This window comes from Pseudomonas sp. NY15374 (assembly GCF_048068255.1).
GTDB classification, from domain to species: Bacteria; Pseudomonadota; Gammaproteobacteria; order Pseudomonadales; family Pseudomonadaceae; genus Aquipseudomonas; species Aquipseudomonas machongensis.
This window is the reverse complement of the sequence record NZ_JBLUPZ010000014.1, coordinates 40,401-52,314: the sequence shown is the minus strand read 5'-3', so window position 1 is coordinate 52,314 and position 11,914 is coordinate 40,401. Positions and strand designations below refer to the sequence as shown.

Sequence of the window (11,914 nt, the reverse complement as noted above, 5' to 3'; positions counted from 1 at the left end):
GGACACACTGATGAGCGATCAGATGCTGGACGTGGTCGTGCGCAAGCGGGAAGTACAAGGCGGCGATGTGGTGGTGCTCGAGCTGGCCTCCGCTGACGGTCAGGCCTTGCCCGCTTTCACCGCAGGCGCGCACATCGACGTGCATATGCCGGCGGGCCTGGTCAGGCAGTATTCGCTGTGTGGAGACCCTGCCGATGGCGGCATGTATCGCCTGGGTGTGCTCAGGGACGCGAACTCGCGCGGCGGTTCCATCGCGGTGCACGCGCTGCAGCCGGGGGCTGGCATTTGCATCAGCGCGCCACGCAACCTATTTGCCCTGGTGCCTGGGGCGAGCCATTACATTCTGCTGGGCGGTGGCATCGGCATCACCCCGATGATCGCCATGGCGCATGAACTGCATGCCACGGGCTGTTCCTTCGAGCTGCACTACAAAGGACGATCGCAGTCACGCTGTGCATTTGTCGATGAACTCACCTCGGGGCCTTTTTCAAGCCAGGTGTTCACGCACTTCAGTGACCAAGGGCAGCAACTGGACCTGGCGGCAGTGTTCGACTCTGCCCCGCCTGGCAGCCAGGTGTATACCTGTGGCCCGGTCGGCTTCATGGACTGGGTCATCGAGAACGCTCGCGCCCATGGATTTGAAGAGCAGCAGATCCACCGTGAGTACTTCCAGGCAGAAGCGGACACTACCGGCGCCGGTTTCGAAGTGCTTGCCGCGCGCAGCGGCAAGGTGGTGGCGGTTGCCCAAGGCCAGACGATTGTCGATGCGCTCGGCGCCGCGGGTATCAAGGTAGAGGTGTCGTGCGAGCAGGGCGTGTGCGGTACCTGCCTGTGCGACGTGCTCGAAGGTGAACCGGACCACCGTGACGTTTACCTGACCGAGGAAGAAAAACAAACCAATGAACAAATAGTCTTGTGCTGTTCCCGGGCGCGTACATCGCGCCTGGTGCTGGATATCTGAAAAAAACAAAAACAATACGTGACTGCAATTCGAACACCATCCGGTGTTCGCATCTGCGCCTCATTCGACTGCCGATGACCTGCAGCATCACACTTTCAGGAAACCACAATGGAAATTAACTGGCCGTTGCGTGCAACAACGCTTTGCATATTGTTGGGTTCGGTAATCCCGGGAGAGGGCAATGCCGACGTCATGGATGACAGCCACCTTTCCATTAACTTCAGAAACTTGTACCTGAACCGGAATTTTACCAACCATGACGCCCCTGCCGACCAAATAGGTAACTGGTCACAGGGCTTCGACTTACAGTTTGAGTCTGGGTATACGGATACACCGCTGGCTGTCGGGCTGGATGTCAACGGTCAATTCGCCGTGCGTTTGGACGCGGCGGGCAACGATGGCTCGCTGCCCTATAGCCATCAGGATGAAAAAGCGGCTCGGGATTATGGCCGTGCGGGCGCCACGTTGAAACTGAAGTATGCCAATACTTCGGTGAAAGTAGGCGACATCAAACCGAACTATCCGGTCGCCTCCAATGACCCCAGTCGTTTGTTGGACACCGTGTATCAAGGCGCGGTGATCGAGTCACGGGATATTGACCGCCTGACATTGGTAGGCGGCCGGTTCTGGTCCATCGTCACCCGCGAGTCCTCCAACCATGAGCGGCTGTATCGCTATGGCACCGCGGATAGCCTGGATAGCGACGGCCTGGATTTTGCCGGGGCAACGTACTCGCTGACCCCGACGCTGCAGGCCAGCTACTTCCACGGCGTCCTGAACGATATCTACAAGCAGGACTACGGAGGCGTCAAACACCAGTGGGACGCCGGGAACGGTTATGTGCTCAAGACCGACATCGGCTACTTCAACAATCGCGAAGACGGTAGCGCCCGCAGTGGCGCCGTTGATAACCGCGCCTACAGCGCCCTGGTGACACTGGAGAAAAGCGGCCATCTGTTCGGTGCCAGTTATCAACGGATGACGGGCGATACCGTATTTCCGACCCTCAACGGCTATGTACCACAGTTGTATTTACCCAACTGGGCAGGCATGCCGTTCATTCGTCCTGATGAGCGCAGTTGGTCAGTGCGCTATGGCTATAACTTTGCCGCGATCGGGATACCTGGGCTGCGCTTGTTTACCCGATATATCAAAGGGACCGATATCGACCGCGGCGAAGGCTTGAGTCGTGATCAGGAAAGTGAGCGGGATATTGTGGTCAGTTATGCAATTCAAAACGGACCGCTAAAAGGCCTGGGTTTTGAATTGAAGAACTATCGCACCCAGCAGCAATACGGCAACGACTATGACGAATATCGTCTGGTGACTTCCTATACCTGGAATATTTGGTAAGCGCAGCGGAGAAGTACAACAATGACTAATTTCGAAAACCGCATCCCGGCCAACCGCGATGCGCGAACCATGCGCCGCATTGTCATGGCTTCGGTACTGGGCAATGCACTTGAGTGGTATGACTTCTTTCTCTATGGAACGGCAGCGGCGTTGATCTTCGCCCCGTTGTTTTTCCCGGCGGGGACCGATCCCGTCCTCGGCACCATGGCATCGTTCGCCGGTTTCGCCGTCGGCTTCCTGGCTCGCCCGCTGGGCGGGGTGATCTTCGGCCACATTGGTGACAAGTCGGGGCGCAAGAAAGCGTTGATCCTGACCCTTGGCATCATGGGCGCGGCCACGTTCGCGATCGGGCTGCTGCCGACATTCGAGCAGGCGGGTTATCTCGCGCCGGTCTGCCTGGTGCTGCTGAGGATCTTGCAAGGCGTCGCTTCGGGTGGCGAATGGGGTGGCGGGGTACTGCTTATCAGTGAAAACGCGCCGAAAGGCAGGCTGGGCTTTTTCGCTGCCTGGAGCCAGTTGGGCGTGGTGGGTGGCTTCGTGTTGTCGGCCGCAGCGTTTTACCTGATCCAGCTGTTGCCCGCCGAGCAAATGATGAGCTGGGGATGGCGCCTGCCATTCCTGGCCAGCATCGTGATCTTTGGCGTAGGCGTCTACATCCGCCGTCACCTGCCGGAAAGCAACGAATTCGAAGCGCAAGGCCGCAAGAATGAAAACGAGCATGTGCCGGTTCTGGAGTTGTTCCGCAACCACCGCAAAGCGCTGTTGCAAGCGATGGGGTTGCGTATCGCCGAGAATGGCAGCGCCTATCTGTTTCTTGCTTTTACCGTTGCCTACGCCAAGTTCACCGGCCTGGACACTCAACTGGTACTGGCCAGCGTGATGGTGGCAATGATCGTCGAAGCGTTCAGCCTGGTCTTCTGGGGATGGCTGTCGGACCGAATTGGCCGGCGCCTGGTGTACGCATTCGGTTCGGTCAGCCTGATGCTGTTCGCGTTTCCCTTCTTCTGGCTGCTGGACACGCATCAACCGGCGCTGGTTTACCTGGCGACGCTGGTAGGCCTTGCTGTCTGTCACGGCGCAATGATCGGCACGCAGCCGGCCCTGATGGGCGAGCTGTTTCCTGCCAAGGTGCGTTATTCCGGGCTGGCCATGGGGCATGAAATAGCCTCGATCGTTTCCGGCGGCCTGGCGCCGCTCGCAGCCACGGCGTTGTTCAGCCTGTACAAGGATGCCTGGCCAGTGTCGGTGATGCTGGTCGTCATGGGGGCAATCACCACCGTTGCAGTGATTTCGATCCGTCAGCCCAAGGGTGCAGGCCAGGCCCTGGAATAGATCCGTTTCGCCTGGGCTTTCCGTGCGGGAAGGTCCGGGCTTTTTATCCAGTCGCAGCCGTCCTCAGGACGGCGGAGGGCTTATCGGGATGACAGCATTTTCCTATGTAGACGGGCGTGGGCTGGACCCTGCCACTGCGCACAAGCTGATCGTGGGGTGTGTGGTGCCTCGGCCCATAGCCTGGGTGACGACTGTTGACCGAGAGGGCAAGGTCAACGCGGCGCCGTTCAGCGCCTACAGCTACGTGTCGACCAGTCCGACTCTCATTGCGATCAACATCGAGCACCGTGATGGCCAGCCCAAGGATACGGCGAGGAACATTCTTGAGTCGGGCGAGTTCGTGGTCAACGTGGTGACCGAGGCCAACATGGAACTGATGCATCGCTGCGCATGGGCCTATGGGCCAGATGAAAGCGAGGTCGATCTGCTCGGCATCGAGCTGTTGCCCAGCCGCTGCGTCGGTGCACCGCGCATCGCTTGCACCCCTGTGCAGATGGAGTGCCGCCTCGACCAGGCACTCGTCCTGGGCAATGGCAGCAGCACGCTGTTCGTCGCTGAGGTAATGGCCTACCACCTGTCGGAGGAGATCTTCGATGGCAAGCGTATCGATAGCGCCAGGATGCGCCCGCTGGCTCGCCTGGGGGGACCTTTCTACGCCGGCATGGGCGAGATCTTTCACCGGCCCATCCAGCAGTGATGGCTGACGGTGTGTGTTCAGACATTCATGAAAAGGAGTCACTGCAGTGACCATCATCGTTAGTGAGCTGGATTTGGGTACACCCGGTGGACTGCGTGTCGCGGTCAAGGACACCATCGACGTCGAAGGCGTAGCCACCCGCGCTTCTTCGCCAGCGCTGGAAGACTCCGCGGTGCCACAAAGGCATGCCGATGTCGTTGCGAACCTGCTGACGGCGGGCGCGCATTTGACGGCCAAGGTCAGCCTGCACGAACTGGCGTTCGGCACCACCGGCATCAACCGTCACGTGGGTACCGCAGCCAACCCGCGTTTTCCCGGGCGTATTCCGGGGGGATCTTCAAGTGGCTCGGCGGCAGTGGTCGCAGCTGGCCTGGCAGATTTCAGCCTGGGCACCGATACCGGCGGGTCGGTACGTATTCCTGCCTGTTGCTGCGGGGTTTTCGGACTGAAGCCCAGCTTTGGCCGGGTCAGCAGGGCAGGGGTCATGCCCGAGCATACGACCCTGGATTGCGTCGGCCCGTTTGCAAATTCACTGCCCATGCTGGAAATCGCCATGGGCATGATCGACCCCAGCTACCGGCCTTCACCCATTCCTGATCGGCCCACCATAGGAGTGCTGCAGGTGTCGGCCCGGGCAGAAGTCGCAGCGACTGTCGCCCAGGCATTGTTGCGCAGCGGGCTGCCCGTGCAGGACCTGGCGTTCGAGCATTTCACCGCCGCCTACGAGGCAGGCATGGTGATCATCAACCGCGAGACCTATCAGGCCTGTGGTCATCTGCTGCAGTCGCAGAAAGTAGGAGCGGACGTTGCCGCCAGGTTGAGCGCAGCGGCCATGACCGACGAGGCCGCAGTGGCCCGGGCAGAGCATACCCGGCGCCTGTTCAGCGCCGAGGTGGATCAGGCGTTGACCCGCTTCGATGTGATCGCGCTGCCGACCATGCCCGACTTTCCCCTGCGCCTGGAAGAAGCAGGCGACACCAGCGCGGTACTGGGCATGACTGCCCTGGTGCGCCCCTTCAACCTCTCAGGTCACCCTGCATTGAGCCTGCCGCTGGCCAGTGAGTGCGGTTTGCCGGTGGGCCTGCAACTGGTCGGCGCAAAGGGCAAGGATGCGCAACTGCTCGCGGCTGCCCAGCGGGTATTGATGAATATCTACGGCGCCCGGTCCTGAAGTTCGCTGTGGTCCTGGTTGCCCTTGTCGAGGTCGTTACATGTTGGATATCCAAGCAATCGCAGCGCGCCTTGCCGTGCTCGAACATCAACAGGCAATACGTGTTTGTATCAATCGCTACATGGCGCTTTGTGACAGGCTGGACGCCGACACACCTTTGGATGAATTGGCCGGGCTGTTCACCGAAGAGGCGGTGTGGGAGGGCAAAGGAGCCCGGTATGCCGGGCGCTTCGGCGGCTACCGTGGCCGTGAAGCCATCCGTGGCATGTTCTCGACTTATATGCGAACGCCTGCACACTTCGCACTGAACGTGCACTTCCTTACCAGTGAAGTCATCGACGTGCAGGAAAGTATCGCCATGGGTTGCTGGACGATGCTGCAGACCAGCACCTTCAGCGACGGTGCTTCGCACCTCAATGCCGCGCGCCTGAGCGTTCGTTTCGAACTTGATGAGGGTGTATGGCGGATGGCGCACTTCCAGACCGAGAACCTTTTCAGCCGCCCGGTGAGCGGCTGGGACAGTGATGCCTTGTTGCCGGTACCCACCTCGGCTTCCTAACCTTCTACGGTTCTGCATAGCGACCAAACCATGCCGCAAAGTACCAAGAGTATTGTCCTGCTACTGGCGTCACTTACCTCGCTGGTGCCGCTTTCCATCGACATGCTGCTGCCAGCACTCCCGGCGATTGCCGGGGGGCTGGGGGCCAGCCATGCTGCAGCCCAGTCGACAGTCGGCATCTTTCTTCTGGGGCTGTGTATCGGCATGCTGTGCCAAGGCCCGCTGTCGGATCATCTTGGGCGTCGTCGCCTGCTCCTGGGCGGTCTGCTGCTCTATGTAAGTTCGACCGCTTTCTGCATCCTGGCCGCAAACATCGATCAACTCATCGTGGCGCGCTTTTTTCAGGCACTGGGCGGCTCTGCCGCAGCCGTACTGGCGCGCGCGGTCGTGGGTGATGAGTTCGAGCTCAACGAAGCAGCCCGGATGTTGACCTTGATGCACCTGGTCACCATGGTGGCGACTTTGGTTGCGCCGATCCTTGGCAGCGCAGTGCTTGCCCTGGCGGGCTGGCGCGGCATCTTTGGCGCGCTGTTGGGGTTTGCTTTACTGGTTTGGGGTATGACCCATTTCAAACTGGCCGAAAGCCTCCCTCGCGAGCGGCGCAGTCACTCGGTTGCTGCCGCATTCCTGAGCTATCTGGATGTGCTGCGCAACCCGCTTGCATGGGCGTACATGGGCTGCATGGGGCTTTCCCTCGGTGGCATGTTCGCCTTCATAACAGGCTCGCCGTTTATTTACATCGAGCATTTCGGGCTGTCTCCGGAGCGTTACGCAATGCTGATGGCGATCAACATTCTGGGGATTATTGCAGCCACCCTGGTCAATGCTCGTCTGGTCAGCCGATTGGGACCCGGCAAAATGGTAGGGGTGGGCGTGTGGCTGACCTTGATGGCTTGCGCGGGATTGCTACACGTGGCATTGGCGCCCTCGGTGAAGATGCCTGAGTTCGTCTTGCTCGTGGCGCTCTATATCGGCGCAACCGGATTGTTTGGGGCTAACAGCATCGCTTGCCTGATGGCGTTGTTCCCTGGCGGATCCGGCGTGGCGGCAGGGCTGGCCATTTCCATGCAGTTCGCCATCGCCGCGCTATGCAGCACAGTCACCGCGCAGGTGGTAGGGCAAGATCCGGGCACGCTGGGCTTGGTAATGTTCATCACCGGCGTCGTCAGCGCATGCTGCTACGGTTTCGTCGTGATCTGGCAATGCGGTGCGCCTCAAGCCTCCTGAACAACACAGTGCCTTACCTGCGCAAGGTTTCGAAGAAAGATGCCCCGAACACCTGGTTGGCAGCATCAGTGTCCTAGGCGCCCTTGCCACTCGAGGGTGCGCGCGAAGCCCGGCATCCGCTTGAAAACCAGCGCGATGAGTACTTGCTGCGATGACCGTCAGCTTTTCTCGATTTCGCTGAGCAATCGCAAGCAGTGCTGCACGATCGGTCGGTTGTCTCCGTAGCGGCGACTCAGGATGATCGGGCTTACGGCGCCGGGGTCGAGCAGAGTGGCGTACTCGATGTCGGCACGGTGCTGCTGGCGTACCGACTCGGGCACCAGGGTCACGCCAAGTCCGACGGCGACCAGGCCGATGGCGGTCTGCAACTCGTTGGCCCACTGGCTGACCTTCACGCTCATGCCGTGGTGGGCAAACAGTGCCAATACATGGTCGGCGTAGCTCGGGCGTGGGTTGGCTGGATACAGCACGAACGCCTCGCCAGCCAGCTGCGCCAGGCTCAGCGGGCCGGCTGCCAGCGGGTGGCCCTTGGGCAGCACGGCCACCAGGGGGTCTTCGCACAGCACCTGCTGCTCAATCGCCGGGTCGTCGATGCGGATGCGGCCAAACGCGATGTCGATGCGTCCGCTTTTCAGCGCGTCCACCTGCTGCAGGGTGGTCATCTCGCTGAGGCCCAATTCCAGCTCGCTATCCTTGCGCAATTCACGGATCAGTTCCGGCAATAGCGTATACAACGTGGAGGGTGCGAAGCCGATGCCCAGCCACTGGCGCTGCCCCAGGCCGATGCGTCGAGTGTTGTCGCGAATGTTTTCCAGCTGCTGCAGCAAGGTGCAGGTCTGCTCATGGAAGAAGCGCCCGGCCTCGGTCAGGCGTAGCGGCCGCTCGCGCACCACCAGCAAGGTGCCAAGCTCGTCTTCGAGCTGGCTGATTTGTCGGCTCAAGGGGGGCTGGGCCATATGCAACAGCTCGGCGGCGCGGGTGAAGTTCAGGGTTTCGGCCAGCACCTTGAAGTAGCGCAGGTGACGCAGGTCCATCATACCTCCAGGGTATCGTGGGAGATTGAACTGATATTGGACGCTTTCCAAGCGCTGGCGCAATCTCTCCCTAATCGTTGACATGCTCTACCCAGGCGTGCCTATGGCCGCCCGATCTGATAGGAACCGGCAATAATGACAATTGCGCTGATTGAACGTATCGAGGCGGTGATCGTCGACCTGCCGACTATCCGCCCGCACAAGCTGGCGATGCACACGCTGCAGCAGCAGACCCTGGTGGTGCTGCGCCTGCGCTGCAGCGACGGCGTCGAAGGCATCGGCGAGGCCACCACGATCGGCGGCCTGGCCTACGGCTACGAAAGCCCGGAGGGCATCAAGGCCAACATCGACGCGTACCTGGCGCCCGCGCTGATCGGCCTGCCAGCCGACAACATCAACGCCGCCATGCTCAAGCTCGACAAGCTGGCCAAGGGCAACACCTTCGCCAAGTCCGGTATCGAAAGCGCCTTGCTCGACGCCCAGGGCAAGCGCCTCGGCCTGCCGGTCAGCGAACTACTCGGCGGCCGGGTGCGCGACAGCCTGGAAGTGGCCTGGACCCTGGCCAGCGGCGACACCGCCCGCGACATCGCCGAGGCCGAACACATGCTGGAAATCCGCCGCCACCGGGTGTTCAAGCTGAAGATCGGCGCCAACCCGCTGGAGCAGGACTTGCAGCACGTGGTTGCGATCAAGCGCGAGCTGGGCGAGCGCGCCAGCGTGCGGGTCGACGTCAACCAGTACTGGGACGAATCGCAAGCCATCCGCGCCTGCCAGGTGCTCGGCGACAACGGCATCGACCTGATCGAGCAGCCGATCTCGCGCATCAACCGCGGCGGCCAGGTGCGCCTCAACCAGCGCAGCCCGGCGCCGATCATGGCTGACGAATCCATCGAAAGCGTCGAGGATGCCTTCAGCCTGGCCGCCGACGGCGCGGCCAGCATCTTTGCCCTGAAGATCGCCAAGAACGGCGGCCCGCGCGCCGTGCTGCGCACCGCGCAGATCGCCGAAGCGGCCGGTATCGCCCTGTACGGCGGGACCATGCTCGAAGGCTCGATCGGCACCCTGGCCTCGGCCCATGCCTTTCTCACCCTGCGCCAGCTGACCTGGGGCACTGAGCTGTTCGGGCCGCTGCTGCTGACCGAAGAGATCGTCAACGAGCCGCCGCAGTACCACGACTTCCAGCTGCACGTGCCACGTACCCCTGGCCTGGCCCTGACCCTCGACGAACAACGCCTGGCGCGCTTTGCCCGCCGCTGAATCAACAGGAGAATTGAACATGCTGTTCCACGTGAAGATGACCGTGAAACTGCCGGTCGACATGGACCCGGCCAAGGCCGCGCAACTGAAGACCGACGAGAAGGCACTGGCCCAGCGCCTGCAGCGCGAGGGCACTTGGCGCCACCTGTGGCGCATCGCCGGGCACTACGCCAACTACAGCGTGTTCGACGTGCCCAGCGTCGAGGCATTGCACGACACGCTGATGCAGCTGCCGCTGTTTCCTTACATGGACATCGAGGTCGACGGCGTGTGCCGCCACCCGTCGTCGATCCACAGCGACGACCGCTGATTCAGCCTTGAACCACGACTACCTGACAAGAACAATTCGAGGTAAGCAGAAATGACCGTGAAGATCTCCCACACCGCCGATATCCAGGCCTTCTTCGAACAGGTGGCCGGCCTTGGCCAGGCCGAAGGCAACCCGCGCTTCAAGCAGATCATCATGCGTGTATTGCAGGACACCGCACGCCTAATCGAAGACCTGGAGGTCAGCGAGGACGAGTTCTGGCATGCCGTCGCCTACCTCAACCGCCTCGGCGGGCGCAACGAGGCAGGCCTGTTGGCGGCGGGCCTGGGCATCGAGCACTTCCTCGACCTGCTGCAGGACGCCAAGGACGCCGAAGCCGGTTTGACCGGCGGCACCCCGCGCACCATCGAAGGCCCGTTGTACGTGGCCGGTGCACCGTTGTCCGAGGGTGAAGCGCGCATGGACGACGGTACCGACCCTGGCGTGGTGATGTTCCTCCGGGGCCAGGTGTTCGCTGCCGACGGCAAGCCCTTGGCCGGGGCCACTGTCGACCTGTGGCACGCCAACACCCAAGGCACCTACTCGTATTTCGATACCACCCAGTCCGACTACAACCTGCGCCGGCGCATCGTCACCGACGTCGAAGGCCGCTACCGCGCGCGCTCCATCGTGCCGTCCGGTTATGGCTGCGACCCGCAGGGCCCGACCCAGGAATGCCTGAACCTGCTTGGCCGCCACGGCCAGCGCCCGGCGCATGTGCACTTCTTCATCTCGGCTCCCGGCCACCGCCACCTGACCACGCAGATCAACTTCGCCGGTGACAAGTACCTATGGGATGACTTCGCCTACGCCACCCGCGACGGCCTGATTGGTGACCTGCAGTTTGTCGACGATGCAGCAGCGGCCCACGCTCGCGGTGTCCAGGGCGCGCGCTTTGCCGAGCTGGTATTCGACTTCCAGATGCAGACCGCCAGCGACCCGGAAGCCGAAGAGCGCAGTCGCCGACCACGGGCGCTGCAAGATTGTGGAGCGTCAAGGGACTGAAGACGTCAGTCGCCTCTCATCAGTATCTTTTTATTTAAGGGTAGGTTGGAGGCCAGGCTGTGTGAAAACGCTCTAAACACATCCCAAACTCGATCCGCCAGGACCGTTATCACCTTAGCCGATTTCTTCACGTATGACTGCTCAACCTGAGTAGCCGTGCGCACCAAGATCTATCGGGGTAAGAAAATATCTTTGATGGTTCGCGCGGCCTACTGCGGTGATGGCTTAGGGGGATAGCATCAGGTCGATGATGACTGCTTTCGACCCATAGCGGGCAGTTGACGACGGTTTGCCAAAGTCAAACAAGCAGCGACGAGTTTCAGGCATGCTGTCGGCTTGCTGGTAGGGCCTTTTGGGGCTCAGAAATGGTTCCAACGGCGGCCCAAACTTTAACGCCTACCAGTACTAGCCAAAAAGCCCAGTACAAGCTGGGCTTTTGAAAACGCTAGGTCTATACGCATCGGAGCTGCAAAATCATCGATCATTCTTTGAAGAAGATCTGACGGCGTTGGATAGACCTCTTGAATTGTGATCACCTGGAGTAGTTCGTGAGATGGCAGTGGATTTGGCCAAACCGCGAGTGTCTTTGGAGTGAGCGATACCCGAGGTAGTGGTTCCGTGACCATTATCAGTGTTGCGGGAGCTCCCGTAATGGTTGCCGCTTACACCATGATCGCGTGTGGCCTTGCCAGCGTGATCGCTTCCAGCGCTCTTGCCATTTCCGCTGTTCCCTCCCATACCGCCTGAATGCCCACCGCCATGTCCGCCACCGTTGCCAGCTCCACCGCCATGACCACCACCACCTTTGGCATAGGCGGAACCAATAGGTGAGATATCTGCGGGTACGAATGGAATCATCCCGAGTGCCAATGCACACGCAAAGACAGCAAGCACGGGTTTTCTCATTTTTATTCGCCTCCAAAGGCGTGTGGTAGAGCTAAGGGTGCCATTCAGACCGACATTAGATGCTTAAGTTCTTGAATCCCGACGGAATGCTCGCGCCCTGACTGG

12 protein-coding genes are annotated in these 11,914 nt (G+C 60.8%); 10 read left to right on the top strand and 2 right to left on the bottom strand.

Annotated elements, in window-relative coordinates; all coding sequences use genetic code 11:
* The first annotated feature begins 10 nt into the window (after window positions 1-10).
* The 7 genes from ACNFHO_RS24075 to ACNFHO_RS24045 all read left to right on the top strand — a co-directional run bounded on the left by ACNFHO_RS24075 (window position 11) and on the right by ACNFHO_RS24045 (window position 7,300).
* The gene (locus ACNFHO_RS24075) at window positions 11-961 is read left to right on the top strand and encodes a PDR/VanB family oxidoreductase (RefSeq protein WP_416767575.1); all 951 of its coding nucleotides are present in this window, start codon (window positions 11-13) and stop codon (window positions 959-961) included.
* Window positions 962-1,069: 108 nt separating this feature from the next.
* Window positions 1,070-2,314, top strand: a complete 1,245-nt coding sequence (locus ACNFHO_RS24070) for an OprD family outer membrane porin (protein ID WP_416767574.1) — start codon at window positions 1,070-1,072, stop codon at window positions 2,312-2,314.
* A gap of 21 nt (window positions 2,315-2,335) precedes the next feature.
* A complete protein-coding gene (locus ACNFHO_RS24065) occupies window positions 2,336-3,646 on the top strand; it encodes an MFS transporter (RefSeq protein ID WP_416767573.1) in 1,311 nt (436 codons plus the stop codon).
* 88 nt (window positions 3,647-3,734) lie between these two features.
* Window positions 3,735-4,343, top strand: a complete 609-nt coding sequence (locus ACNFHO_RS24060; protein ID WP_416767572.1) for a flavin reductase family protein — start codon at window positions 3,735-3,737, stop codon at window positions 4,341-4,343.
* A 46-nt stretch (window positions 4,344-4,389) separates the two neighbouring features.
* Window positions 4,390-5,514, top strand: coding sequence for an amidase (locus ACNFHO_RS24055; protein WP_416767571.1), 1,125 nt, complete (start codon window positions 4,390-4,392; stop codon window positions 5,512-5,514).
* A gap of 40 nt (window positions 5,515-5,554) precedes the next feature.
* Complete coding sequence (locus ACNFHO_RS24050; RefSeq protein WP_416767569.1) at window positions 5,555-6,073, top strand: nuclear transport factor 2 family protein; 519 nt, start codon at window positions 5,555-5,557, stop codon at window positions 6,071-6,073.
* Between the two features lie 30 nt (window positions 6,074-6,103).
* A complete protein-coding gene (locus ACNFHO_RS24045) occupies window positions 6,104-7,300 on the top strand; it encodes a multidrug effflux MFS transporter (RefSeq protein ID WP_416767567.1) in 1,197 nt (398 codons plus the stop codon).
* Window positions 7,301-7,458: 158 nt separating this feature from the next.
* On the opposite strand, the gene ACNFHO_RS24040 is transcribed toward ACNFHO_RS24045, so the two are convergent.
* Entirely contained in the window at window positions 7,459-8,334 is an 876-nt protein-coding gene (locus tag ACNFHO_RS24040) for a LysR family transcriptional regulator (protein WP_416767565.1), read from the bottom strand.
* 135 nt (window positions 8,335-8,469) lie between these two features.
* Here ACNFHO_RS24040 and ACNFHO_RS24035 point away from each other — a divergent pair, with 135 nt between their 5' ends.
* The 3 genes from ACNFHO_RS24035 to catA are packed head-to-tail and all read left to right on the top strand — an operon-like array spanning window position 8,470 to window position 10,903.
* The gene (locus ACNFHO_RS24035; RefSeq protein ID WP_416767563.1) at window positions 8,470-9,591 is read left to right on the top strand and encodes a muconate cycloisomerase family protein; all 1,122 of its coding nucleotides are present in this window, start codon (window positions 8,470-8,472) and stop codon (window positions 9,589-9,591) included.
* 19 nt (window positions 9,592-9,610) lie between these two features.
* Window positions 9,611-9,901 (top strand): muconolactone Delta-isomerase, encoded by a 291-nt coding sequence (gene catC / locus ACNFHO_RS24030; protein WP_416767562.1) that lies wholly within the window; start codon window positions 9,611-9,613, stop codon window positions 9,899-9,901.
* A gap of 51 nt (window positions 9,902-9,952) precedes the next feature.
* Window positions 9,953-10,903 carry a catechol 1,2-dioxygenase gene (gene catA, locus ACNFHO_RS24025; protein ID WP_416767560.1) on the top strand — a complete coding sequence of 317 codons (951 nt, stop codon included), beginning with the start codon at window positions 9,953-9,955 and terminating at the stop codon, window positions 10,901-10,903.
* 474 nt (window positions 10,904-11,377) lie between these two features.
* Here the strand turns inward: catA and ACNFHO_RS24020 are convergent, their stop codons facing one another.
* The gene (locus ACNFHO_RS24020) at window positions 11,378-11,809 is read right to left on the bottom strand and encodes a hypothetical protein (protein ID WP_414155772.1); all 432 of its coding nucleotides are present in this window, start codon (window positions 11,807-11,809) and stop codon (window positions 11,378-11,380) included.
* Between the last annotated feature and the right edge of the window lie 105 nt (window positions 11,810-11,914).

Coding starts and splice junctions, on each gene's coding strand:
- catC (WP_416767562.1), top strand. CDS start 9,611: ATGCTGTTCCACGTGAAGATGACCGTGAAACTGCCGGTCGACATGGAC.
- ACNFHO_RS24070 (WP_416767574.1), top strand. CDS start 1,070: ATGGAAATTAACTGGCCGTTGCGTGCAACAACGCTTTGCATATTGTTG.
- ACNFHO_RS24050 (WP_416767569.1), top strand. CDS start 5,555: ATGTTGGATATCCAAGCAATCGCAGCGCGCCTTGCCGTGCTCGAACAT.
- ACNFHO_RS24060 (WP_416767572.1), top strand. CDS start 3,735: ATGACAGCATTTTCCTATGTAGACGGGCGTGGGCTGGACCCTGCCACT.
- ACNFHO_RS24035 (WP_416767563.1), top strand. CDS start 8,470: ATGACAATTGCGCTGATTGAACGTATCGAGGCGGTGATCGTCGACCTG.
- ACNFHO_RS24020 (WP_414155772.1), bottom strand. CDS start 11,809: ATGAGAAAACCCGTGCTTGCTGTCTTTGCGTGTGCATTGGCACTCGGG.
- ACNFHO_RS24040 (WP_416767565.1), bottom strand. CDS start 8,334: ATGGACCTGCGTCACCTGCGCTACTTCAAGGTGCTGGCCGAAACCCTG.
- ACNFHO_RS24045 (WP_416767567.1), top strand. CDS start 6,104: ATGCCGCAAAGTACCAAGAGTATTGTCCTGCTACTGGCGTCACTTACC.
- ACNFHO_RS24065 (WP_416767573.1), top strand. CDS start 2,336: ATGACTAATTTCGAAAACCGCATCCCGGCCAACCGCGATGCGCGAACC.
- ACNFHO_RS24075 (WP_416767575.1), top strand. CDS start 11: ATGAGCGATCAGATGCTGGACGTGGTCGTGCGCAAGCGGGAAGTACAA.
- catA (WP_416767560.1), top strand. CDS start 9,953: ATGACCGTGAAGATCTCCCACACCGCCGATATCCAGGCCTTCTTCGAA.